Origin of the sequence: Nostoc sp. JL33 (genome assembly GCF_017114985.1) — a bacterium.
Taxonomy (GTDB): Bacteria; Cyanobacteriota; Cyanobacteriia; order Cyanobacteriales; family Nostocaceae; genus Nostoc.
In genome coordinates, this window is sequence record NZ_JABXKP010000064.1 from 191,952 (window position 1) to 217,532 (window position 25,581).

A 25,581-nucleotide genomic window follows, 5' to 3' on the forward strand; every position below is an offset into this window, starting at 1 on the left:
TTACCCTGCGGTGATGTTTGGTCTGGGAAGTTTAGAAATGTATTTCCGAACTAGGTCAGACATTGAACAACCTTGTCTTTCCGCTTCTTGTTGTAGCTGAAAGAATTCGTACTCAGATACTCTAATATCTAGCTTTTTTGCTCTTGACATATCCCGCCAATCGTCAGTACAATTAAGTATAACAGGCAAGGTAATCAACCTGTATAAAAACCTAACTGCCTAGCAGCAATCTGAACCTTCTCCCAAGGGGAGACGCTAACGCGAAGACAATTGAATCTATGCGGTTCTACTGCATTGTTCTAGTTTCTTCCTAGCAGTAGGTAAAAGATTCATAGGAGCTAGACAAATCAGAATTTTGAAACAAATCGTTTCAATAAAACAGGACTTGCAGTAATGCAACTACCGAGGGGCACTCGGAAAGTTAACGCTTCTCTTCGAGACGCTGCGCCAAGGGGAGAGTCCCATCTCTGGGTTAGATGACGCAAGGAACCTAATCTAAATGGTCTCGATGAACCAAGAATCCCCTGGCTTTTAGTTAAGATGAGCGTTCGCGCAGCGTGTCGTTAGACAAGCGAAATCTTAACAGCCAGGGGAGTGTCAAGGTGAGTTAATTTACCGCCTACGAATGCCATCGCCAGTCGGTGTTGTTTATTTCCGTTATTTTACTGCTACACCAGAGGAGCCAGCTGAAGACTTGCTACGCCTGCTGAGTATTGAAGGTATATCTTTAGAAGGCAGTTTTACTGTTGTAGAGCGTACACAGCTACGTCAGCGCCCAATGCCCTAATTTAGTTTATTTGTCAATCAGTCTTCCTTTTACTATCTTCGCATCTCCCCTTATTTGCCCATCTAAACTTGACTGGGGTCAAACAACCACCCATCCCCGACTATCTCTTCTAAGCGTTGATTGAGCCGGGGGAGGAAATATTCTGGATCGTTGAGCCGTTGCTGAGTAAACCAAGTATTAAACCCTTCCTCTGTTTCAATTCCTTGGGCATCCGCCGCCCCTGATATGATCTCGAAACTACGCTCTTGGAGTTTCTCTAACTGCGGATCACCTTCACCTCGGTAGTTGCAAAAGAAAATTGCCGTTGCTCCTAGCAAAGCTTCTAATTCGTCACCTAGAGGGACTTTATTATATAAAACATTGATTAACTCAATGGTATCTGCTAAGGAAGCTTGAATCCTCAGTGTCAGCCAAATTGCTTGAGCTAGGTAAACCAAACCGTTGCTTTCATCTGCTACACCTAAGTTACTGAGAACCTTCACCAAATTAATGTATGCACGTATTTGTGCAAGTGTGACAGCAGCTTGCAAATTGTAATCTAACTGCCTAGCTTGATCTCCAGTTTCACCCGCCCAGTAAGACTGATTCGCTAGCGTCGCGGCTTTCTCTAGGTCATCGTTGATATCTTCTTCGATTTGCAAAGACTCTTCATAGAAAGCGATCGCTCCTGAAATGTCTCCTTGTTCGGCTTTTAACCCTGCCATTTCGTGTAGTGTTTCAGCTTTCCCTAAGACATCGTTGATATCTTCTTCGATTTGCAAACACTGTTTATAGAAAGCGATCGCCCCTAGTACGTCTCCTTGTTGGACTTTTAACCCTGCCATTTCGTGTAGGGTCGCGGCTTTTTCTTGCAAGTCCTCTTGGGGGCAAAGGTCTAAGGCTTGCTGAAAATGGACAACAGCCTCTTGCACAAAACCCAAAGCCTCTTCGGCACGGGCAATACTTCCCAAGATGCGGTAGTCTTGAAAAACTGCCAAGATTTGCTTACATAACTCAAAAGCTTCCACAAAGCGGGAACTGTTCACCCAACGGGTTGCAATCCAATCCCCAACGCTAACAGCAATTTCTTGCTCTCTTGCCAGCAGTCCCAAACGGACAATTTCTAGTCCTTCTACTTCTCTAGGTTGGTTGGAGTCCTCCCACCAAACTTGATAAATTTTCCTCACCGCTTGCTGTCGGGTTGCTTGCCACTCTGACTGACTCAAGACTGATTCCAGCATTGGTTTTAAAATTGTCGCCACTCGGTAATTAGCTGGCTGGATGGGGTCAGTGGTGGCGAACTCCACTAGGCTGAGGCTGATGGGAGCATCCCAAATGTGCAAAATGCCCTCCGTCAAGCAGACGCTATGGGATGAGACTAGAATCCTGGTGGGGCTACGGAAACAAAGTCTGCCTAGCCTTTTCCTAAGGGAGACACTGCGCCTATGGCTGCTGCGAAGCAGTAGGCCGGCTAGGTTTAGTTCGCGCACAGAGAAGTCTGAGCGCCGGGAACCGATGTTAGCGCAGCCCAACCCAGGCACCAGAACTTCTCTTATAGTCACCGCGCAAGGGACGGAGCGGACTTGGTTTGTGTAGCGGCGAATTCTATTGGCCAGGTATTTGTGCAAAATTGGAATGCTCGCCAGGCTGACATCTGTTTGTTCGGGGAGGGTTGGGGAGAGGTTCTGCATGAAGACACTAATTATCTCCTCTGTCACAGGCAGATCAAAGACACTCATCTGGGCGAGAAACTTTTGTTCTTCCGGTTCCAAGCTACCCAGCAGAGTTTGTGCCAAAATATTTTCACGAAACTTTGGCTCAGTCTTCTCCAGCCGATTCAGGAGTTGAGCCCCCGCTAGTCCTAGTTGCCCAATCACCTCCAATAACCACTTCAGCAAACGAGGGTTACCATTGGCAATGTTAATAATCCTCTGAGTTCTTAACTGTTGCTTAACTTTTTTATTTAAGGGAAAGCAGATTTGATCAATATCACTGCTGCTCATCCTTGCTAAAGATTCCAAGTGCAGGCGGTGGGGTGGCAAGGTGTCTGATTTCAAATAGCGACAGGTGACAATCAGCCGACTTTCTGCCCCGGTTTCTGCCAATGCTGCACAAATCGCCTCTAAAATCTCGTAAGCCTCTGCCGTCATCCGCAATGAGCCATCTTCAATATTAGAATTGGGGATGTTTTGCTCAAAGCCATCCAGCACTAGCAGCAAGGGTTGGTTATGGACGTTTTCTATTGCTTTAAAGAAGTTTTGCAACCGCCCTTTGAGAGTTACTTTTGGTTGATTCAAAAGTGCGGGCACATCTGCAAACTCCTGATACTTATTGGAAAGCTTAGTCAGCAAACCCCACTCATCCAGAGGGCCAATCAACACGACTCGCGCAAAATTGGGACGCTGCGCCTGCACTCGCGTACATAACTGCGCCGCCAAGCTACTTTTGCCCACTCCGTCCATCCCGGCAATAAACACACCGATTTGCTCGCTGGTTTCCTGCAATGCCTTGAGACACCGTTGCAAATCTCGCCTGCGTCCGACAAATTCAAACTGACTGGCAACTTTGATTTGATTATTCTCATCCAGAAATTCTGGCTCTGGGGCTGTGAACTTCCGCCTTTGACGATTTTTTGTTCTCAGTGGTGTCACCAGTTCTGCAATCGGGCGCGTATCCCGATACATCCGCAACAGATGCCAGTCGGTGCATTTTTTGTCAATCATCTCCTGCTGCGCCGCTTTGATTGCTGCTTCCACACTTGCCCCCGCCGCCAAAGCTCGATAGAGTGCCTGTGCCGCTACAATACCCGTGCGCTCATACACCGGAAGCGCCCAGCCTAAAACTATACCTGCCCCCGCCTTCACCAATGCCTGAGCTATCGAGGGTACTGTCCCCTTGTTAGGAACCTGTCCCAGATGAGAACCAGAGAGAAAAATTACACGGGGCCAGCGTCCGCGAAAGCCTCTAGCTAAGTCATTGACGGTAGTAAGTTGCAAATCCCCCACATCATCTTCAGTGATCAAGCAAGGAGTATTGTCTGGTAGTGTTGCACCTTGTGGCAGCAAATAGCCGTAATCTTTTCTGGTATAAATTATCCCGTGTCCCGTGAGGTGAAAGACATCAAAATAGTTTTCTGGGTAGGATTGCACCAAATTAGCTAACTCTGCAACTGAGCCACTTGACTCGACAATCAACACCAAAGGCTGCTCTTTGGTTGCTTGCAAAATGTTCGCTTCTTGCTGCTCAAAGCTTAGTGGTGGAACTCTGGGATCTTCAGGAGAAGTCGCCATGAATAGCAACCGCAATGGACGATTTTGCACGCCAATCACTTGGGCTTGACGCTGCTGCACAGAACGCACTGGCAAGACGGAAATATCCCGGCGTTCTACTAAAAACTCTGCACCATCATGTAGTAATTCCCAAGGCAAATGTGCCAATCCCAACGCTACTCTTTCTGTTTCTGGGTTCAACCCCTGTGCTTCGCTGGTTTGAATCAAATCCAGATAAATTGTTTGATCTACTTCATTTAGCGACCTTCTCAGCCATCCCTCATTACCATCCAGCCATTGATAAAGTTGATGTCCCAACTGGGTGAGATCGGTTAAGGCTATTGTTTGTTGAGTATAATAATTTTGCTCACACAAATCAATCAGCGCTGCTAACTCTGCTTTATCCAAGGGACGTGAAACATTGTTAAAGCGCAGTTCAAAAGTTTGCTGTTGACTGAGGGCGAAGGTGAGCTTTAGGGGCATGGTTTGTCGAAATAGTTTCCACAAGAACCTTCACGGTATTATCACTTACTTCCTAAAGGCTTGCACACTCCCTAAAGGCTTAGTTATCATCGTCGATATTCGTCGCCACAATCGCCGATTAACTGATACAAATCCCGTGATTGCTGAGATACTGCATTGATGCGATCGCGATCGTCAGCATCTAAACTAAAATTAAATATTTTGGCGTTATCTTCTAGATGTTCCGATACACCAAGCTTTGCACCAACTATCACACCTGCCACTGTTGGCTGATCTAAGATGTAACGCACTGCTACGTTAGAAATACTTACCCCATGCTTATTAGCAATTTCCTTCAGGATAGCCAGCAACTCTTGAAATAATTGCCAACCACCCCAAGCATCAAGCATATTTTTATATTTTTTCAAACTAGCTGTAGACAGATCAAATCCTCGCGGTTCTGGTTTACCCAAATAGTTTTCTGATAACAAACCGCCGCACAGTGTACCGTAAGTAAAAAGTTTTATGTCATGCTGTTGACAAAACTCCACCATATTAACTTCGGGACGGCGGTCAACAAGGGAAAATTGCACTTGGTTAGAAACAATTTTGATGCCTGCTTCGGTAATAATCTTCAAGTGTTCCGTGTCAAAATTAGTTAAACCTAGATGCTTAATTTTACCCTCAGTCTGAAGTTCGGCCAGATATTTTAGGGCATCCAGGTAATTTTTATCCTGATATTCCCACCAATGGAATTGCATCAAATCTAACGATTCTACATTCATTCTTCTCAGGGAAATATCAATATTTTCCTCAACCAGTTTTTTCGTCATTTTGCCTGGACGAGGTACCCATTTTGTAAAGGCTTGCACCTGAGATAAAGCAGCTTTTCCACGAGTATCAATTAGTTCACAGCGAAACTCACCAATAAAATCTTCTGCAGGGCCATAATGGTCTGCTAAATCCCAAGTGGTAAAGCCTGCGTCTAAATATTTGAACATAGTCTCAATCGCGGCTTGGGGATTTATCTGTCCGTGTGCGCCGGAGACTTGCCACATACCATTTAATATACGGCAGATGTTTAAATCGGGAGTGAATTGGAGACGGCTAGCTGCGGGTAAGTTCATTTTCAAGTTTAGGAGTTGGGAGTGGGAGTTAGGAGTGAGGAGTTAGGAGTGAGGAGTTAGGAGTTAGGAGTTAAGAGTTTGGAGTGAGAAGAGTAGTTTTTTCACTCACCTCTTCCGATTTTGACATACTAGTTGGAGGCATAAGTGTGCGAACCAATACTACAGGGATTCAAAGTCAGTTGTAAATCCAGTAAAATTTGCACAATCTTCTTGAAAGGCTTCTGCATCACCAACATCTTCAATTTTATAGGACATGATGCGCGTCCCATCTGGCATTTTTTTGGAACCAATCAATTCACCTTGATATTTCTCTGCGATCGCTTTAAATTCAGTACCATATCGCTTCCAGGCATCGCCCGAACAAGTAATATTTACTCGCCACATGTTTCAGTCTCAATTACTACCACTAAATATTAATCATCTCACAAATGGGCAAGATGTTACACATCACCTCTTTGGGGCTGTGATTTTCTATCTAAAGGAAGTGCCGAGCCGAATCATACTACGCCATAATGTTGATGTAGGAACATTTCTAGAAAATTTTATCCATCCAAATTACTTAAATCCCAAGAGTTAAAAATGCCTAACAATATCAAACAACAAATTCAAGCAGACCTGCAACAAGCGAAAGAAACCGGACAATTAAGAACTGATCGGATTCGAGAAATTGTGAAATCCGCAGTTTCTCAAGTATCTTCTGAGTTTAAACAAGGTTCTACTGAACTTCGTAGCCTTGTTAGAGATGCAGTTTCTGCTGTAGTTGAAAACTTCCAAGAAAAAGGTAGCGAACTCAAAGATGAAGTGACAGCTTCCATTGAAGGAGCGCTGGAAGGAATTAATAGTCAAAGACACGAAAACATTGCTAAAACTCAGACAGATATAAAGAGGTTACAGGCTCAACTGGATGGTGAAGAAGAACAACTCCAACAAGAGGTTGATGTAATCTTGGCAGAGATTGAAGAGACGGGTAAGGAAAAACCTGCTAGTACAAAAACTGCAATTGATTCTGCTGTCAATGCTATTAAAGATAGTGAAGAAGTAGGATTGTTAAAGAAGCGTTACGCGCAACTACAAGCGCAGCTAGCGATTGTTAGAGCTAACTTAGCTGCACGACATGGCGGACGTTCTCTAGAAGTTCAAGATTATCTAGACGAGGCTAAACACTGGTATGATAAAGCTCGTCCTCAAGCAGAATCTATGGCTGCACAGGTAGGAGAGAAGCGATCGCAGCTAGAAGAGCAACTGGGTGAAGCTGGTACATCTGTAGCGAAAAAAGAGCGCCAAATCAAACAAACGTTGAGACAGTTACTCTTAACGGCGGCTGACTTGTTCAAAGATAAGGACTCTGCTGATAAAAAGCGGGATACTATTCATAAATAGACTGTTTTGATGTTCATTTAACTCAGTAAATTTTAATTAGGATGCGTTACGGCTAAAGCCGTAACGCATCCCTGTATAAGGGATTGATATCATGTTCGCCAAGTTACCCATAATAAAAGAACCCCACCCCGCAAAAGCTGCGCTTTAGCTCCCCTGGGGTTGGGGGTGGGGTTCCGGGTATTATGCTTAATTGCCCGGACATCATATGACAATTAACAATTCAAAATTCTTGCATTAAAGATATTGGCAGATTCCATACATAAAAAAAGTGGTGCGTTACGGTGTTCTACCTAACGCACCCTATTTGATTGGAAATACTTAAAATTAATCTTGCGTATTAGTAAATACGTCCCCCTTCATTAAGTTGTTCATCATGCTTGGCAATCACCCAAATTGCATGAATACTACCGGGAAGCCAACCTAGAACTGTGAGCAAAATGTTAATAAACAAAGTCGGGCCAACGCCAACTGTCAAGAAAACGCCTAAAGGAGGCACTAACAAACCAAGAAGAAAACGAACTAATTTCATGATTTTACAACTTTGTGATTTTGTTTAACTACATTCTCTTGAAGATACCGAATTAGGAAATCTACCTAATGAATTATCTTAATTCGGAGATTTTATATGGAGTAGAAACAGAATATAACTAATCTTTCTACTCCTACTGATACTTATCTAGAGGGTAACTGATCTTGGCTTTTAATATCACCACTGCCGGCTAAAAGGTTCTTTTCAACAAAGTAGTTGTTAATGAAGGTGTTAGCAAAAGTTAGAATAACTGGCCCAAGAAGGAAACCAATAATCCCACGAACTGCGAACCCAGGAACTAGCACTGCTGCTAACCAGAAACACAAACCGTTGACGACGAGCGAAAATGCTCCAAATGATAAAAAGTTAAGTGGTAGAGAAAGAGCAGACAGAACTGGTTTAACTGAACCGTTAATTAAACCAATTACTAAAGCAGCAATCATAGCTGCGGGAAAATTAGCAATATTAACGCCTGGAACAACTAAATCAACAATCAACAGGCTCAAAGCTGTAGCTAGGGCGGTTAATAATGGTGTTAGCATTTTTCTTACCTAATCACTAAAGATTTTTTGTAACTTCTTATCTAATCTTTAACTATCTGCTAGGTTTTAACCTCTCTTGCAAGATAGAATTTGCTTCTACCGTTAGGCCGATCATTGAGAAAAATATAGCGGTTATAATATAGATGCAATCGAAAGTAGGGGCGCACAGCTAGCTATGCGCCCCTACTATTTTTGAGCAATTGCAAAACTCGCAAGTGCCGTGATGCAATGTTTTTAAGGGCTTGTCGTTACCCACATCTTTTCAATCACTCGCTTCGTTGCTATCCCGCTTGGGAATAAATTCCAAAGCTAATAGCTTGCATTCCTCTTAAGAGGACTAAATATAAGATTTTAAGCGATATAGATGACTAGACTTTATATAAGCGAAAATTCCAGTCCACTTAAGTGGACTTGAGCTATTAGCCCAGAACTTAAGTTATGGGTGGGATGTCGGTCACTGCTACACTTTATTGTTACATAAATGTTGGTAATCACAAGGTTTTTAAGGGTGCGTTATCTTAACACACCCGACAAATTTAAGATTAATTTAATGTCACAGGGCAACAATCACTGAGATTTTCCCGACTCACGCTGATAGTAAAGGGCTGATTTATACAAGACTTGTTCTTGATGGGTTTCTAAAGTGCAATCAGACAAAGGGGAAGTTACACAAGTAACAACATAGCCAGCCTGTATTTCACTTGGACGCAGAAATTTTTGCTCACTTTGATCAACTTCACCGCTAATGAGTTTGGCGACGCAAGCAGAACATTCGCCTTGTTTGCACCCAGATGGTAGGCGGATGCTAGCTTCTTCTGCCATATCCAAAACATATTGATCGTCTGGTACTGGAATGGTGCGATCTAACCCAAGTGTAGGATTGATGAATCGAACTTGATAAACTGCCATCTGCTGTTTCTAATTATTGTTTAACTGCTTTCATCGACAAACTAATCCGCTTGAGTTTCTCGTTGATTTCTAACACCTGCACTTTAATTACTTGTCCGACTTTAACAACTTTGTTGGAATCGTCTACAAATCTATCAGCAAGTTGGGATATATGCACCAAGCCATCTTGATGTACGCCGATATCGACAAACGCGCCAAAGTTGGCGACATTCGTCACGATTCCCTCTAGTTCCATTCCCACCTTTAAGTCCCTGATTTCCTTAATTCCTTCTCTGAAGGTGGCATACTTAAACTCAGCACGGGGATCTCTACCGGGTTTTTCTAGTTCGCTGAGGATGTCGCGTAGTGTGGGTTCGCCAACGCTATCGGTAACATATTTCTTCAGGTTGGTCTTTTTGAGTTTTTCGGCAATTTGTGTCACCTGATTTAATGGCACATTTAGATCAGATGCGATCGCTTCTACTACAGAATAACTCTCTGGATGCACTGCTGTATTATCTAATGGGTTGTCACCGCCGCGAATCCGCAGAAAACCTGCTGCTTGTTCAAAAGCCTTTGGCCCTAACTTCGGAACTTTCAAAAGTTGTCGGCGATTTTTAAAGGCTCCATTCTGATTACGATGAGCGACAATGTTATTGGCAACACTTGCCGTAATCCCAGAGACGGAAGTCAGAAGTTCTTTGGAGGCGGTGTTCAAGTCTACGCCGACATAGTTAACGCAGCTTTCTACGGTGTCATCCAATTTCTTTTTCAACAATTTCTGATCGACATCGTGCTGATATTGTCCCACACCAATGGATTTAGGATCAATTTTCACCAATTCCGCCAAAGGATCTTGTAAACGGCGACCGATGCTAATAGCGCCGCGCACGGTAATATCTAAATCGGGAAATTCTTCCAGCGCCACAGTACTGGCAGAATATATAGATGCGCCAGACTCATTCACCATCACCTTAACTGGTTTGCGTTCTATGGTTTGCAATACTTGCGTGACAAATTCCTCTGTCTCGCGGGACGCTGTACCGTTACCAATGGCGATTAACTCAATTTTGTACTTTTCAATCAGATTTTTGACAGTTTGTGCTGCTTTGAGTCGTTGTTCAGCCGCTTGATGGGGAAATACGGCTTGGTATTCCAAAAATTTTCCAGTTTGGTCGAGGACTGCAACCTTACACCCAGTTCTAAATCCAGGGTCTATCGCCAGCGTTGGTTTCATCCCTGCTGGTGCAGACAGCAGCAACTCCCGCAGATTAGTTTCAAATGTCTTAATTGATTCTATGTCTGCATAGATTTTTATCTCAGAAATTACCTCTCCCATTAGAGAGATTTTCATCAAACGGTTGAATGCATCCTTCAGCATTGACTGATAAAAATCCCGAATTGTCCGAACTTTGGTTTTAATTTCTTTCGACTCAAGATAGTAAAGTACCGTATCCTCATCAAAAGCAATTTCAAAGCTTAATACTTTCTCAGTTTCACCCCGACACAACGCCAACATATTGTGGGGTGCAATATTTTTTACCCTAATTTGATAGTTACGGTACATCTCAAATTTGGTTGTCCCTTCAGGATAATCATCTTTGATGCGGGAGACAAATACCCCTTCTTCTAAAAGATAGTCGCGGATATATGCGCGTAACTCAGCTTTTTCAGCTACTTCTTCCGCTAAAATGTCAGCAGCACCTTTGAGCGCTTCTTCTGCTGTTTTTACTCCCTGAGTCTCCGAAATATACTTAGCCGCTTCTTCCTCTAGGGAAGCCGTTGCAGCATTTTTGACATTTAGAGACTTGATGAACTCCGCCAGTGGTTCGAGTCCTTTTTCTCTGGCGATAGTGGCGCGGGTGCGTCGCTTTGGTCGATAGGGTAAGTATAAATCCTCAAGTTCCGTTTTTTGTAAGCAGGATGAGATTTTGGCTTTGAGTTCATCTGTAAGCTTACCTTGTTGAGCGATCGCACTTAAAATCACCGATTTTCGTTCTTCCAGTTCTGTTAAATAAGTATATCGATCAGCCAGTTCCCGTAGTTGCACTTCATTCATCTCATCGGTGCGCTCTTTGCGGTAACGTGCAATAAAGGGAATTGTTGCACCCTCCGCCAAAAGTTCCAGTGCGTTTTGCACCTGATGAGGCTTGAGGTTTATTTCACTTGCCAGTAGTTGAGGAATGTTCAGCATTAGGTATCTAAAATGAAAAAATGAAAAAGCTACTTCTAAAGGTAATATGCTAGATCCTTATCCTGGCGCAAAGCCAAAGTTTTAAGCTAATTTACCAGATGATTGCTCACAAGAATACAATTGGCGAAATAGACAAAACCCACCTACGCAAGTTTTAACCCCTTTCAATCCCCGTAGGTAGACGAGAGTTTGTATAGGATAGCGCAGCTATGCTGAATCGGCACGAGCCTCACTGAAAGAAACTATGTGTTTAAAAACACTAATAAATTTAGTAGCGTCTCCTATTCTTACTCTTAAAGCAAGCTTACTCGTAGCATCAACCACAGAATGAGGAGTTATTCCCCAAGCTTTTGGGCGCTTCATCTGTCGCAATAATTATTCCAATTGGTGTAATATACGACATTGCGTAATCTTGGCTTTCTATAATATTTATTTCGCTCGACTGTTGTGGCTCAAACCTTATTCGATGTAAACTTAACCAAAATTCCCAAAACAATTTCAATTTGTTTTAATTTCAATTTGTTTTATAAGCACAACAGCTTTTAGTTCAGAGGTTAAAAAAAATGCCTTTGTTTTTCTTGATACCACTGTGTACTGCTTTAGCCACTGGCTACTTCTTTAAAAAGAGTACTGATGAAATTGCATATTTTGCAGGTGTATTTGCAGCTATTAGCTTGATTTTAACTTTAGTATTAGCACCCTGGCAGATTCAGTTTGGATTGTTAATCATTGTCTTTATCATTACCAACAGACTTTTACAGGAAAATGAGTCCAAACAAACTGAAGGTACAGGAAAACAACCTAGAGAAATTAAATAATGCCAACTACCACGGAATAATTTTTTCTCAACTTTAAATCAACTGCTGGAAACTATAATACAGCTAACTCAGTAATGTCTTTAAACACGGAAGTTGGTAATTTTTTTATCGTAAATTCTTCCATAGGAGTATGGTCTTGACCACTTTATACTCGCTTTTTAAATGAAATATTTCCTATCCTTCAGCCCATAAACGCTATGGTTAGCTATTGTTGAGCTTTTCCATCTGTAAAGCGACGCCAACTTTTAAAAGTATATTTACACTCAATCGTAGTATCAAATAAAGCTTGATCAGAGAATTCAGAAATCCGGTGTTCCGACTTACTTAGTGTCTCAATTAACCCTCAACTAAGTTTTGTCTGAGATATCTGAATTTGAAGATTTTCGTGCATAAATAGAAACCGATTCAGACTATCATCTGCTATCTATAATTTGGCTGTAATTAGTGTAATTTTGTAATACTATTTGCTGTCGCTTACACTGTTGTTCAAGTTTAAATTCTGGTTTCTCAAACTCTTAGCTTTGCACTTCTAGAGTCTGAGACTAAATCGCTACTTCTCCAAGTTTATTAGCCAGAAAGCGCTTCAGATCATAAATGTACAAACCCTTAAAAAGAAAATTTTCTCTAGAGGAAAGTTTAGATTTTATGAAGTTTGTGTTTAAGTATATTTTCGATAAATGAATTTTTGATGAAGTGGGGCGATAAATTTGCAACACGCTTTTCTCATGGTATTCTAGTAAGTAATTACATGTAGCAATAAAGTTAAACTAAACCTCTAGTGAAACTACATGTAATCAAGAACAAGTTAAGCCATACCTAATACTAAGTAATCTAAAAACATCTGAAATCAGATGCAATCAACATTTACTCCGAGTTGATCAGCCAACGCTAGTTCACATTAGCTGTTACTGTCCTCAAAAACTCAATTTGAAGATTCAGTAAAATTCCGCAGAAACCTCTAAAGTAAATTATTGTAGATTCATCTAGGTATAATTTCCGCAGACAAGAGACTTCTGTTAATTATTCTGTTGCCATGTCCAAAAAGAGCACGTATACACACTCAATTTGAGTACAAATTTTTATGAATCGGCTTAGTTACCAGCCAAGGTTAGAAGTATGTCTGTAAATCTGGAGAAATTCTATGTATAGTCAGTAAATTAATAAACTTTCCTGGAGAAAATTAAGAACATTTATCAATCCAGTTAAGTTAATGGCTTAAGAAGTTCGGTAGTGTCTTCAGCAAGATTTATACAGTAGCATACAAATGATCAAAATTAATGTATGGATTAATTAAAAATTCTGGCAATCCATTTTTATTTTCTGATTTGCATCTGTTGAAGATGCGGGTCGAATCCGAGTTCAGCAGAAGGGTACACTGCTAAACTTTGTCCACAGATAATTTGTGGCAAAGCCTTCAACCTTCGCTACATCTGCATCTTTTATAACCTAGATATTGCGATCGCGCCAGAAGTAGTCTTGATGAATAACTGGCTGACACGGAAGATTTCTGTAATTCACAGTTGGGCAAAGCCGAAATTGATTATGCCAATTGCCAAGTAATAAAACTGGTTTGTCTGGGAATATAACCGAGTAAACCAATTTAGCCTACTCTACTCCGATAATATCGGACGCTGCCATAATACAGCTACCATCCTGCAAGCGGCATAGTATTTAGTTACTAACTCTAGGACATCAGCTTCAGCAGTCATTTTGATATTAGTCCCTTCAACATTGCCTTCCTAATTTTGTTGTCTATTTACTGAAGTGGAAGCCGAATTGCACAGAAGGTGTTACCGAGATCGGAAACGTTCAAAACAACGGGCTGTTTACTGTCCGGTTCATACCTACTATCTCGATTGAGGCAAATGTACTATGAAATCGATCTCGCAAATTTCCAACTTTAAAGTAATTCCTTATATCATCCTGTTCGTCAGTATTTTATTTAGTATTTCTGGGCAATTGCTGATGAAGCATACCATGAGCCATACAACCGAGGGAATATTTACTTGGGTATTTATTCAACAATTAGCATTAGCTGTTAGTGTTTATTGCTTGGGAGTAGTAAATTGGATATTGGCTCTGCGCTCTGTTAAATTGAGTATTGCTTATCCACTCACTAGTTTAAATTACGTCGGCATACTTTTCGGTTCAGCCTACTTTTTTAACGAGTTGATTACATTAACTCGAATAGCAGGGGTTATCACTATTTTTCTGGGTGTTCTTTTAGTGGTTATTCCACTTAAAAAGTCTATATAAATTTATAATTAATTTTCCAAAAAATATTGAGAAATGAACATCATTACTTGGCTAATTTTAATGCTTGTAGTTTTATTCGGAACAACAGCTAACGTATCACTCAAGTATGGGCTTTACATTTCTAGCCCTACTAAGGGAGAAAGCACATCTATCAAAAATCTATTATTCTCTCCTTATTTTTTGATTTGGTTTATCTGCTATACATTTATGACTATATTATGGCTTTATGTATTGCGGACAATTCCTCTGAGTCAAGCATTTCCAGTTCTAGGATTAATGTATGCACTTATACCGATTGCTTGTCACTATCTTTTAAAAGAGGAGGTTGTGTTTAGCCAGTGGTTAGGAATTTCCGTTATTATAGCTGGCGTAATTCTGGTTGTACATTAATAGCTTAATAGGGAAGGGATCAGGTTATTAATATTAAGAATTTCTGAATATAATTCTCGAAAACATCCTAGCAAAATCTAAATTAAATTTATGAATATAGGTATCATTGGCGGGGGTATAACTGGGCTAGTATTAGCCCAACGTCTTTCAAATCAAGGACATATAGTAACTGTATTCGATAGCAATAAGCAGCTTGGTGGGCTTACCACCTATCATGATTACGGGTTGTTTACCTGGGATCGCTTTTATCACGTTATTCTACCTTCTGATACTCACTTAATAAATTTTCTCAGAGATATTGGTCTGGGAGATAAACTGCGTTGGCATCGAAGTTTAACAGGCTTCTACGACAATCAAAAATTTTATTCTATTAGTAACACTATAGAATTTCTCCGCTTTCCTCTCTTTGGACTTATAGGTAAAATCAGATTAGCTTTTACTCTCCTGTATGGTTCACGCCTTAATAACTGGCGACGCTTAGAGAAGATTTTAGTTGAAAATTGGCTATTGAAACTCGGTGGGAAAAATACATACGAAAAGCTCTGGAAACCCTTGCTTCTATCCAAATTAGGAGAGAACTATAAGCGAATATCAGCCGTTTTTATTTGGGCTTATATCAAACGACTATTTTCAGCGCGGGATTCTTCATTAAATAAAGAACAACTTGGTTATGTCTCAGGCGGTTACAAAACTGTTTTTGACCATATAGAAAAATTAATTTATGCGGCTGGCGGTCATATCCACACAGGTGTTGCAGTGGAATATATTGCACCTCATCCAGGGGGTGGAATGTGGGTAGAATATCAGGGTAAAAAGCAACATTTTGATAAAGTCATCTTTACTGGCCCAGTTAATATTCTGCAACAGGTTGCTGCCAATGGATTGGTGAAAGTTTCAGACAGTGGTGAAGTAGAATACCTGGGTGTAATCTGCATGGTACTTATTACTCGCAAGGCTTTAGTTCCTTATTACGTAGTAAATATTGCCGATAGAAATATTCCTTTTACCGGAGTCATCGGTATGAGTAACTTAGTTTCTTTGCAAGAGACAGCAGGATATCACATGACATTCTTACCAAAATATATACTTTCCACTGACCCGTTATTAAAACAGCCAGATGATGAATTGCGCCAAGTATTTTTCCAGGGTATACGTTTGATGTTCCCAGAACTCAAAGCAGATGATATTGTCGCAGCACACATTAATCGAGCTATTAAAGTACAGCCACTACAAGTTTTAGATTATTCAAGCCTTGTTCCAAAAGTGAGTACAGAAAACGATGATTTTTTCGTCGTCAATACCTCACAGTTGGTCAATGATAGCGTTAACAACAACGCAGTTGTGCGACAGGTCGATGAATTTCTCAAGAAATCAACATTACTGAATTCTTGAAAATTGAGAATGATATTTTGAAAATCACACGAGGTACTTATGAGTCTTTTCGTTCTTTTACCCGCATACAATGAGCAAGAATCAATCCGCCCCTTGTTCAAAAAGTTTCAGGTATTGCAGGAAATCTCTAATATGGAGATACGACTGATTCTTGTTGATGATGGTAGCAGGGATAGAACTGCTCAAACTGCTTTAGAAGAATCTCAATCACTGGGGATATCACTGAAATTAGTCCAACATCCTAAAAATGCTGGTTTAGGTCAAGCAATTAAAACAGGTTTCGCGACTTTCTTAGAAATTTCCAAAGAAGGTGATTTTTTAGCCGCGATGGATTGCGACAACACTCAACCACCAGAACTATTAATCAAGATGTATGAGACGATGATAGCTGGTAGCTATGATATTGCGATCGCATCTAGATATCGAAAAGGCTCTAAAGTCATAGGCTTAGGGACATTTAGAGAGATAATGAGCTACGGAGCAAGCTGGCTTTTTAGAATTGCAGCCCGTGTACCAGGTGTAAGAGACTATACTTGCGGTTACAGGCTGTATAACCGTACTTTCGTCAGTAAACTAGATATGTATTATGGGGAGAGTTTATTCACTGAAAGTGGATTTGCTTGCATGATAGATTTACTGCTGAAAGCGAAACCGCTCAAACCAAAAATCATAGAAATTCCAATGGTTTTGAGATATGACCAAAAACCGAGTGCCAGCAAAATGAAAGTTCTTAAAACTATTACTCGAACCCTAAACGTCTTGTTTAAGAATCTATCATCGACAGGGCAAAGTTACAATTCAAATCAGGCTTTCAATCAGCAAGAAACAGCAAGAATTCCACTGAAAATCACAAATAGGAAATAAACCTCAGAAGGATAGTCTGGATTAAATGAAGCGTTTCCTGCAAACAGGATTGGATGTTTAATATAAGCTAGTCATCAGGAAGCTTCTGTATTCTGCCTATAGGTGGGGTTTCTCGCGTTCCACTCCTAGCATCATTACTCCCTTCGTTGAAAAGAGTGCAAGTTAAATACATATATATAGGTGCATTTCATTTTATACCGACACCTTCAAGGGTGCGAACTTTCAAAATCTCAGCCCGCCTTTGCGGGCTTTGTTTATAGGACTTACGCAAAATAATCAAAAAATGTAAACACAAAGCTGCTTGCCGCAGGCTACCGCAAAGGAGAGACAGCGCTTTGCGGGGGTTCCAATAGTTGTAGCGGCTACCGTCGCAAAGGACACAAACAAATAAGGGTTTCAGAGAGTTATTGCGTAAGTCCTATTTGAGTCTGTGGGCGAATTTGCTAAGACGTTGCACAAGAGGAGGGAAATCCACACCGCTTTTCTAGCAACTGTGGCTTTCACTCATTTGTTAGACTGAACACACCACGATTTTTCAGTCAAATCTCTGAATTACGCCAGCAGACGAGGCTACCCATGCTTACAAGTACGCTACTTCTCTCGAATCAACTTCCCACCTTACAATATTCCTCCACACCAGAGCGTTTCGATGAAACCTGGGAAGCCCCCCTGGCTACCTTGCTGGGACTAGGACGCGCCGCTGGTGCTGACTTCATCGAATTATTTTTAGAGCGTCGCAACTATATTAGTTGTCTTGCAGAAGACGACGCCATCACTAGTATTTCACCCAGTTTGTCTACAGGCGCGGGAGTCAGAGTATTTCGCGGCAAAGCTGACTGCTACGTTAGCACCAATGACCTTTCTTTTTCCGGTTTGAAAGCAGCCTTAGAAAAAGGTCTTTCTATCTTGGGATTGCAACTACCTACTCCTAAAGCTTTCATCCCAGAAATCAACCTGGAATTATTGAGAGATTACGCCACCAAAAGAGGTAAAGATGCATGGCTACCAGTGTGTAGCTCCATCCGAGAAATGGGAGAAGTTCTCCTTGATGGTACTGCCCACTTGAAGCAAAAAGCTAGCCACGTCCAATCACGCCGTGCTACCTATTTCCGGGATTGGCAAGAAGTTTTAATCGCCGCCAGTGATGGTACTTTTGCTCGTGACATCCGTCTCACCCAGTCAGTAGGATTTAACCTCTTGTGTGCTGATGGTGCTAATCGTACCTCAATTGGCGATCGCGCAGGTAATACTAGCGATGCCAACTTCTTGAGAACTTGGGATTCTCAACAAGCGGCTGAGAAAATAGCAGAATCTGCGGGAAAAATGCTCTACGCAGATTACGTGGAATCGGGTACCTACCCGATCATTATGGCCAATCACTTTGGCGGCGTAATCTTCCACGAAGCTTGCGGACATCTACTAGAAACCACTCAAATTGAACGCAATACCACTCCCTTTGCTGACAAAAAAGGCGAAAAAATTGCCCACGAAAGTTTGACAGCCTGGGATGAAGGGCGCTCTGAAAATGCCTTCGGGACAATTGATATGGATGACGAAGGTATGCCCGCTCAAAGAACCCTATTAATTGAAAAAGGCGTTCTTAAAAACTTTTTAGCAGATAGAACAGGTTCTACACGCACCGGGCACCCCAGAACTGGAAGTGGACGCCGCCAAAATTATACCTTTGCCGCCGCTAGCCGGATGCGTAATACTTATATTGATTCTGGCGAGTACACCACTGATGAAGTATTTGCCTCTGTTGATAAAGGTATTTACTGTAAAAAGATGGGTGGTGGTAGCGTTGGTGCTACAGGTCAATTTAACTTTAGTGTTGATGAAGCTTATTTGATTGAAAATGGCAAAATTACCAAACCTTTAAAAGGAGCAATTCTTATCGGTGAAGCCAAGGAAATTATGAACAAAATTTCCATGTGTTCCCAAGATTTGGAAATTGCACCAGGTTTTTGTGGCTCAGTCAGTGGCAGTATTTACACAACAGTAGGACAACCACACATCAAGGTTGATTCTATTACCGTAGGTGGACGATAAGAATTTTAGATTTTAGATTTTGGATTTTGGTGAAGCAGCGCGGTCTTGGGGGTTTCCCCCATGAGCGATTGCTGAACCCAAAGGGATTGTGAATGAGCAGGAGTTTAAGGCTAGAACAAAGCAGCTGGCATTACGAATTATTCGTCTAGTTGAGCAGCTGCCACAAACTAGAATTGCTGATGTTATTGGCAAACAGTTATTACGTTCCGCAACTTCAGTTGGTGCTAATTATCGAGCAGCCTGTCGAGCTAAATCAACAGCTGATTTAATTGCCAAACTCGGTATTGTGGAAGAAGAAGCTGATGAAACGCTTTACTGGTTAGAGCTTCTTATTGAATCTGGCTTAATGACAGCAGAAAAACTAAAAAGCCTCATGCAAGAAGCTACCGAAATTCTAGCTATGACTGTTGCATCAATCAAAACACTACGAGAAAAATATAAGTCTTAACATCCAAAATCCAAAATCTAATATCAAAAATGGAATCGCTTCCAATCCAAAATCTAAAATCCAAAATCTAAAATTGACTATGCCGAATATAAATGAGATTGCAAATTCTGCCAAAGACAATGCTGATAAGCTTGGTATTAAGAAATTCGACATTTATGGCTCAACCGTAGATGATACTAGCGTGCAAGTAGACCAAGGTGAGCCAAAACAAGTCAAAGCCTCAAATCGCTCTGGTGTTACTGTTCGTGTCTGGAATGAAGATAATACAATGGGTGTCACCAGCACCACAGATGTAGACCCCAAGGGACTGGAATTAGCTTTGAAAACTGCCTATGAAGCCAGTTTCTTTGGTGTTAAAGAAAATGTTCCTGATTTTAGTCCAGAGGCTACTACTCCTATTCCAAGTAAACCCCAGGATAAAGCACCACAAGCACCTGTTGCTGAACTTATAGAAAAATTATTGGTAGCCGAAAAAGAATTACTGGCAGCTCATCCAGCAATTAAAGGTGTACCTTATAACGGTTTGTCACAAAGAGATGTTGACAGGTTTTATCTCAATAGCGACGGCGCGGTAAGAACTGAATCTCACTCTTTGGCTTCAGTTTATCTTTACAGCAAAACTGAGGAAGATGGAAAAAAACCACGCAGTGCAGGTGCTTTTAGAATCAACCAAAGTTTAGATAATCTAGACATCAATGGTTGTATCAAAGAAACCGCCGATAAAACTATCAGTCACTTGAACTATGAAAAAATCAAGACTGGTAAATATCGAGTTGTTTTTTCAGCAGAAGCTTTCTTAAGTCTGTTGGGTGCTTTTTCTAACTTGTTCAATGCCCAAAGTATTTTGGACAATCAAAGCCTATCTACTCCTGATGATTTAGGTAAGCAAATTGCTTCGCCTCTGCTTTCAGTTTTTGATGATGCACTTCACCCAGCTAATGTAGGGGCAGAAACTTTTGATGGTGAAGGAACTCCTACTCGTCAGATTTCGCTGATTGAAAATGGTGTTTTAACAAGCTTTCTCCACAGTGCAGGTACTGCTAAAAGGTTCAATACTCAGCCAACAGGTAATGCTAGTATTGGTGCAAAAGTTAGCGTTAGTCCCAATTTTTATCACGTTTTTAGAACAGCAACTCCTGAGCAGGAGTTTAGCTTAGAAACTGCTGAAAATGTGATTTTTATTGATGATTTACAAGCTCTCCATGCTGGAGTTAAATCCTTGCAAGGTTCGTTTTCTTTGCCGTTTGATGGTTGGCTAGTTAATAAGGGTGTTAGGACGAGTATTGAGTCAGCAACAGTTGCTGGCGATTTCTTGGAACTCTTAAAGTCAATTATTTATGTAGAAAAAGAGCCAGAGTTAACGCCAGGGGGAGTTTGCCCGAAAATCTGGGTTGATGAACTGTCGATTACTGGTGAATAAAACTTAAAAAGTGCAGAGTTAGGGGTTGAATATAACTCTTAACTCATCACTTGGAAATTTTTACTCACCATTAGTATTCACCACCGACGCTAATGGCAGTATTAAATACATCAGCACCGCTTAAATCAATATTAGCCATAACAGCACCATTTACGTCACTATTATATAAACGGGAATTACTCAAATTAACGTTGGTGAGATTGGCATTATTTAAGATAGTATCGCTGACGAATGCTTCTGTGAGATTAGCAGACTTCAAATTAGCACCAGTTAAATCCGCACCTTCTAAGTTAGCACCTTCAAGATTAGCCCCTTTTAAATTTGCATTTCTCAGGTCAACACCTATTAGATGAGCGCCTTTGAGGTTTGCTCCTGCTAAATTACATCCCAAACATGCTCTAGTTTCCAGCAAGCGCCGGACAGGGGCGGAGTTTTCTGCTTTGACGGGAATAGGAGCAGCTAAAGATAGCGTGCTGAGTATGGCTGCTGCCGTCAAAAAGATTCGTTTCATATTTACCTCCGACACTTCTAGAAGTCATTAAATTCTTAACTTCTACGGTTCCAGTGTGCCAAAATTACAGAATTCTGTACTCATGCGATCGGAGGAACATATAATTTCTATGAGATTAGGTATTCTTCTCTGAGCTAGTCCGATCGGACTAAAATTAAAAGATTTTTAGTAATAATTCTAAGTACATCCGTAAGGGCACGGCACTGTCCATTGGTGTCAACTTAACGTGAAAGCCACTCTATAAGCAGCTTTTAGAGATTATCTCGTTTATCTCGTTCCCAGTCTCTGACTGGGAATGCCTATTCTGAGGCTCCGCCTCAAGACTTGCAGCACCGCAATGAGGTGCATTTCCAGCCTCTGGCTGGAAACGAGGTTTGAAAAGGGTTTTGGCTTAAGTTGACACCAATAGGCACTGCCGTGCCCCTACACCTCGCAATATTTTATTGTACCGCATCTGCATGGGAACCGCTATAGAGACACAATATTTTGCATCTCTACTTCCGTGGAAACGTCTGATCATCTTAAGTCAAAGGTTTTCGCAGTCGTTGTTCTAAAGAAACCAGGTCTACTCCAAGATTTTGCAGAACCCTAATTGCTACTCCCTCTCCTCTACCTGTTGCACCTTCGCAAAGAATACCTAACAGCAGATGCTCTGTGCCAACATAGCTAACACCAAGTTGTCCAGATTGTTCTACCGATAGTTCTAATGCCTGCTTGGCTCTGGGCGTGAAGGGAATATCTAAAGGTGTATTACCCTTACCTCTGCCAATAATTTTTTCTACCTCTATCTGTGCATTTTCCAAATTTACTCCCATAGACGTGAGAAACTGCGATCCCAAGCCGCTACCTTCGCCAAGCAATCCCAACAAAATCTGTTCTGTACCAATATATCGGTGTCCCAAGCGGCGAGATTCACCTTGAGCAATAGAGATGGCTGTAACAGCTGTTTGGGTGAATCTTTCAAAACCTCTAAGGTGAAATCTGGTAGACATAAACCCAAAAAGTTTATCAAAAATAGACTCAAAAAATGTTTCAAACATAAACCCTTCCTGTGTTGATATATTGTTGACTGGCTCAATAATGCGATCGCATTTATTTTTCCCTGTAGTTAAAAAAGACAGCAAATTCTCCATCGTCTCAGCATTTGCTGAGTACCACAGAAATTGCTTTTCTCTTCGGCTATTAACTAACTCCTCAATCCGTAGCTTCTCCAAGTGGTGTGATAGCGTTGAGTTCGGGATTTTTAGCTTTTCCTGAATATCTCCTACGGTCATCCCGTCTGGATAAGCCGCAAATAGCAGCCGCATGATTTCTAGCCGAGGCTCTGACCCCAGTGCGGCAAAAATGTCTGCATACCGGGCCGTTTCTGTGTTATCCATATTTCTAGAATAATCGAAATAAATAATTTGTCAATAGGAGCATCACAGGTTAGAGACTTGCTTTAGGGACTTCCAACAAATAAATTACCCAATATTGTGGGGTGGGCATCTTGCCCACCCCACAAGAAGTAGTTGAGTATTTTTTTATTTGTCAGTCCCTTACCTGAGTTGCTTTTGTTTCATTTTGACTTTTGTAGCCACCCAAAGATAGCAATTAAGCCTTGCCGCTACCTAACAAATACAGCAAGGCCATGCGAACGGCGACACCACTGGTAACTTGGGATTGAATGAGACTAAATTCTGGGTCATCCATCAACTCAGAACTAATTTCAACACCACGGTTGACTGGCCCTGGATGCAAAACTTTGACGTTAGGTTTACAAAGTTGCAGTTTTGTGCTTGTAATGCCAAATAGGTGATGATATTCTCGCAAACTTGGCAATAAATGAGCCGTCATGCGTTCCTTTTGCAGTCGTAAAGTCATGACAAAATCGGCATTCTGTAAAGCTGGTTCTAGTTGCCAGTGTAGAAATAGTTGGGGAGTGGGGAGTGGGGAGTGGGGAGTGGGGGATGAGGGGGATGAGAGAATTAATTTGTCTCCTGCTGCTTCCTGCTCTTTTCCCCCTATTTGCTCAGAGATATACTCGGCAAATAACTTGGGTAAGAGGGTGGGTGGTGCTGCCAGATGCACTTGGGCACCACTGGCAATTAAACTCCAGATATTCGATCGCGCCACGCGAGAATGGAGAATATCCCCAACAATGGCAATCTTTTTCCCCTTTAAAAGTTCCAGTCGGGGGCTAGCTGGGTCAATTAGAGTACAAATGGTAAATAAATCTAGCAGTGCTTGGGAAGGATGCTCATGTTGACCATCACCAGCATTGAGGACGCTAACTCGTACACCTAGACGATCCATTTCAGCCGCGATCGCATTCGGTACTCCTGCCTCTCGATGGCGGACTACCATAATATCAGTTCCCATGGCCAAATAGGTTTTCGCTGTGTCGAGAATTGTCTCTCCCTTAGTCATAGAGGAAGATGCTGCGGCGAAGTTCAGCGTATCTGCACTTAAGCGTTTGGCAGCGAGTTCAAAACTGCTGCGAGTCCGAGTAGAGGGTTCAAAAAATAAATTCGCCACCACCTGTCCCTGCAAGGTTGGCACTTTCTTCGTCCGCCGTGATAGCACCTCTTGAAAACTGGCAGCAGTTTGCAAAACAGTATCGTATTCAGTGGTAGTGAAGTCAGCTAAGGAAAGAATGTGATGACGATTCCAGGTGTTAGTAGGCATAAATAGCAATCAGTTTTCTGCATAGAGATAGGAGGGTCGCGTCTCTACAGCTTTTTAATTTACATATGCAGAGGAAATGATATCATCTGTCTTATATCAAATTAGCTACTTGTTCTCTCCAGTATCAAAGATTGGGTAGGGGCGCACAGCTAGCTGTGCGCCCCTACTATATATATATACGGCGATTAACTTGGTAAATGAAAAACATTCAAAGCACAAGAAATCAGGGTAAGGAATGTTAAAAACCCAATTGTATCTAGCATTGTAGTCACCAACGGCCCACTAACTAGTGCCGGGTCAAGCTTCAGTCGTTCCAAACCCATTGGCAGTAAAGTGCCGAGTGTAACAGCCACAATTGTATTAGTTGCCATTACCATTCCGGCAATTAAAGCCACCCATCGCTCTTGGGGTCGCGCCCAAATTAAGGAAAGCAGCATCATCGTTGTGGCTAAAACTACGGCTGTGGCTAAACCTGCTAGAAGTTCTTTGCGAAGAATTTTCAAGGTATCTTTGGGTGTTACCTCACCTACCCCTAAGCTGCGGATTGTTACCGTTAATGATTGAATACCAACAGTACCACCAGTGTTAGAAAATATTGGCATGATCACTGCTAAAACTGGCACTGCGGCAATTACAGATTGAAAAGGCGCGATCGCACTGGCTGCACCAATATACAGTGCCATGATGCCCAACAGCCAAGGCAAGCGGTTGCGGATGGTGAGTAGAGGAGAGGACAAAGCTGTTTCATCACCACTCACACCCGCCAGTTTTTGAATATCTTCTGTGGCTTCCTCTTCCAAAATATCCATCACATCATCAATGGTGATAATGCCAACTAATCGGTCTTCTCGGTCAACCACGGGAATAGCGATTAGGTCATAGCGCTGCATGATTCGCGCCACTTCTTCTTGAGGGGTTTCAGTTCTCACCTTAATGACGCGATCGCTAGCAATATCCTTGATGAAAACATCGGGAAAGGTAAACAATAACTGGCGCAGTGAAACAACTCTCACCAGCGTCCGGTTGTCATCTGTGACGTATGCGTAGTAAATCGACTCCTTGTCTTCGTCCTGACGGCGGATTTTGCTCAGGGCTTCGCCTACAGTCAATCCTTCCCGCAACCGCACATATTCGGTTGTCATCACCCGCCCAGCAGTGCCTTCTGGATAGCCGAGAATCGTTGCTGTTGCTTGCCTTTGTTCTGGACTCAGTTCTTGCAATAGCCGTTTGATTACCCCAGCAGGTAGTTCATCAAACAATTCTGCCCGTTCGTCGGGACTCATCTCTTCTACAAGTTGCACTACCTGGACATCATGCAGAGAATTAATTAGTTCTTCCTGTACCTCTGTGGGCAGATATTCAAATACATCAATTGCCTGACCTTTGTTGAGTAAACGGAATGCGATCGCACGTTGTTTCTCAGGCAATTGTGTAATGTATTCTCCCACATCCACAGGTTGTAAGCGATTTAAATCCCATTTCAACTGGTTTAAATCGGTAGTATCAGTCAACAAATCCCGAATATCTTGTGTGAGCATGAGATATATCTCCTAAGTCTCCCCCGCGCTGGGAGACTTCCTCGCCAGCTCAGAGGAGGTTGATACTGCCA

The 25,581-nt window shown here is 41.9% G+C and carries 21 protein-coding genes and 2 pseudogenes; 10 read left to right on the forward strand and 13 right to left on the reverse strand.

Annotated elements, in window-relative coordinates:
- Positions 1-150: a plasmid mobilization protein gene (locus tag HWQ23_RS17995; RefSeq protein WP_292830565.1), complete on the reverse strand. Its 150-nt coding sequence runs from the start codon at positions 148-150 to the stop codon at positions 1-3.
- A gap of 475 nt (positions 151-625) precedes the next feature.
- Here HWQ23_RS17995 and HWQ23_RS18000 point away from each other — a divergent pair, with 475 nt between their 5' ends.
- On the forward strand, positions 626-787 hold the full coding sequence (locus HWQ23_RS18000; RefSeq protein WP_292830567.1) for a hypothetical protein: 162 nt from the start codon (positions 626-628) through the stop codon (positions 785-787).
- A gap of 62 nt (positions 788-849) precedes the next feature.
- Here the strand turns inward: HWQ23_RS18000 and HWQ23_RS18005 are convergent, their stop codons facing one another.
- From HWQ23_RS18005 to HWQ23_RS18015, 3 genes are all read right to left on the reverse strand, one after another.
- Positions 850-4,518: a CHAT domain-containing protein gene (locus HWQ23_RS18005; RefSeq protein ID WP_292830569.1), complete on the reverse strand. Its 3,669-nt coding sequence runs from the start codon at positions 4,516-4,518 to the stop codon at positions 850-852.
- Between the two features lie 86 nt (positions 4,519-4,604).
- Complete coding sequence (locus HWQ23_RS18010; protein ID WP_292830571.1) at positions 4,605-5,624, reverse strand: aldo/keto reductase; 1,020 nt, start codon at positions 5,622-5,624, stop codon at positions 4,605-4,607.
- A 159-nt stretch (positions 5,625-5,783) separates the two neighbouring features.
- Positions 5,784-6,008 carry a hypothetical protein gene (locus HWQ23_RS18015; protein WP_292830573.1) on the reverse strand — a complete coding sequence of 75 codons (225 nt, stop codon included), beginning with the start codon at positions 6,006-6,008 and terminating at the stop codon, positions 5,784-5,786.
- Positions 6,009-6,203: 195 nt separating this feature from the next.
- Between HWQ23_RS18015 and HWQ23_RS18020 the strand changes: the two genes are divergently transcribed.
- On the forward strand, positions 6,204-7,004 hold the full coding sequence (locus HWQ23_RS18020) for a histidine kinase (RefSeq protein ID WP_292830575.1): 801 nt from the start codon (positions 6,204-6,206) through the stop codon (positions 7,002-7,004).
- Positions 7,005-7,341: 337 nt separating this feature from the next.
- Here HWQ23_RS18020 and HWQ23_RS18025 read toward each other — a convergent pair whose 3' ends face one another.
- The 4 genes from HWQ23_RS18025 to HWQ23_RS18040 form a co-directional block, all read right to left on the reverse strand.
- Positions 7,342-7,533 (reverse strand): YqaE/Pmp3 family membrane protein, encoded by a 192-nt coding sequence (locus tag HWQ23_RS18025; RefSeq protein WP_292830577.1) that lies wholly within the window; start codon positions 7,531-7,533, stop codon positions 7,342-7,344.
- Between the two features lie 143 nt (positions 7,534-7,676).
- Positions 7,677-8,075, reverse strand: coding sequence for a phage holin family protein (locus tag HWQ23_RS18030; RefSeq protein ID WP_292830579.1), 399 nt, complete (start codon positions 8,073-8,075; stop codon positions 7,677-7,679).
- A 567-nt stretch (positions 8,076-8,642) separates the two neighbouring features.
- The gene (locus HWQ23_RS18035; protein ID WP_292830581.1) at positions 8,643-8,984 is read right to left on the reverse strand and encodes a 2Fe-2S iron-sulfur cluster-binding protein; all 342 of its coding nucleotides are present in this window, start codon (positions 8,982-8,984) and stop codon (positions 8,643-8,645) included.
- Positions 8,985-8,997: 13 nt separating this feature from the next.
- On the reverse strand, positions 8,998-11,157 hold the full coding sequence (locus HWQ23_RS18040) for a Tex family protein (RefSeq protein ID WP_292830583.1): 2,160 nt from the start codon (positions 11,155-11,157) through the stop codon (positions 8,998-9,000).
- A 563-nt stretch (positions 11,158-11,720) separates the two neighbouring features.
- Here HWQ23_RS18040 and HWQ23_RS18045 point away from each other — a divergent pair.
- From HWQ23_RS18045 to HWQ23_RS18080, 8 genes are all read left to right on the forward strand, one after another.
- Positions 11,721-11,975: a hypothetical protein gene (locus HWQ23_RS18045; protein ID WP_292830585.1), complete on the forward strand. Its 255-nt coding sequence runs from the start codon at positions 11,721-11,723 to the stop codon at positions 11,973-11,975.
- A gap of 1,872 nt (positions 11,976-13,847) precedes the next feature.
- A complete protein-coding gene (locus HWQ23_RS18050) occupies positions 13,848-14,231 on the forward strand; it encodes an EamA family transporter (RefSeq protein WP_292830587.1) in 384 nt (127 codons plus the stop codon).
- Between the two features lie 60 nt (positions 14,232-14,291).
- A complete protein-coding gene (locus HWQ23_RS18055) occupies positions 14,292-14,621 on the forward strand; it encodes an EamA family transporter (RefSeq protein WP_292830800.1) in 330 nt (109 codons plus the stop codon).
- A gap of 90 nt (positions 14,622-14,711) precedes the next feature.
- Positions 14,712-16,013 (forward strand): NAD(P)/FAD-dependent oxidoreductase, encoded by a 1,302-nt coding sequence (locus tag HWQ23_RS18060; RefSeq protein ID WP_292830589.1) that lies wholly within the window; start codon positions 14,712-14,714, stop codon positions 16,011-16,013.
- Between the two features lie 39 nt (positions 16,014-16,052).
- A complete protein-coding gene (locus tag HWQ23_RS18065; RefSeq protein ID WP_292830591.1) occupies positions 16,053-16,877 on the forward strand; it encodes a glycosyltransferase family 2 protein in 825 nt (274 codons plus the stop codon).
- 576 nt (positions 16,878-17,453) lie between these two features.
- Positions 17,454-18,926: a TldD/PmbA family protein gene (locus HWQ23_RS18070; protein ID WP_292830593.1), complete on the forward strand. Its 1,473-nt coding sequence runs from the start codon at positions 17,454-17,456 to the stop codon at positions 18,924-18,926.
- A gap of 88 nt (positions 18,927-19,014) precedes the next feature.
- Positions 19,015-19,374: a four helix bundle protein gene (locus tag HWQ23_RS18075; protein ID WP_292830595.1), complete on the forward strand. Its 360-nt coding sequence runs from the start codon at positions 19,015-19,017 to the stop codon at positions 19,372-19,374.
- A gap of 79 nt (positions 19,375-19,453) precedes the next feature.
- On the forward strand, positions 19,454-20,794 hold the full coding sequence (locus HWQ23_RS18080; RefSeq protein ID WP_292830597.1) for a TldD/PmbA family protein: 1,341 nt from the start codon (positions 19,454-19,456) through the stop codon (positions 20,792-20,794).
- 70 nt (positions 20,795-20,864) lie between these two features.
- Here the strand turns inward: HWQ23_RS18080 and HWQ23_RS18085 are convergent, their stop codons facing one another.
- The 5 genes and pseudogenes from HWQ23_RS18085 to mgtE all read right to left on the reverse strand — a co-directional run bounded on the left by HWQ23_RS18085 (position 20,865) and on the right by mgtE (position 25,510).
- On the reverse strand, positions 20,865-21,305 hold the full coding sequence (locus HWQ23_RS18085) for a pentapeptide repeat-containing protein (RefSeq protein WP_292830599.1): 441 nt from the start codon (positions 21,303-21,305) through the stop codon (positions 20,865-20,867).
- A gap of 527 nt (positions 21,306-21,832) precedes the next feature.
- Positions 21,833-22,297 (reverse strand): annotated as a pseudogene (locus tag HWQ23_RS18090) (Clp protease N-terminal domain-containing protein); the annotation flags it as partial.
- A gap of 141 nt (positions 22,298-22,438) precedes the next feature.
- Positions 22,439-22,684, reverse strand: a pseudogene (locus tag HWQ23_RS18095) (ArsR/SmtB family transcription factor); the annotation flags it as partial.
- Positions 22,685-22,898: 214 nt separating this feature from the next.
- Complete coding sequence (locus HWQ23_RS18100) at positions 22,899-23,972, reverse strand: aspartate carbamoyltransferase catalytic subunit (protein WP_292830601.1); 1,074 nt, start codon at positions 23,970-23,972, stop codon at positions 22,899-22,901.
- Between the two features lie 185 nt (positions 23,973-24,157).
- Positions 24,158-25,510, reverse strand: coding sequence for a magnesium transporter (gene mgtE, locus HWQ23_RS18105; protein WP_292830603.1), 1,353 nt, complete (start codon positions 25,508-25,510; stop codon positions 24,158-24,160).
- Between the last annotated feature and the right edge of the window lie 71 nt (positions 25,511-25,581).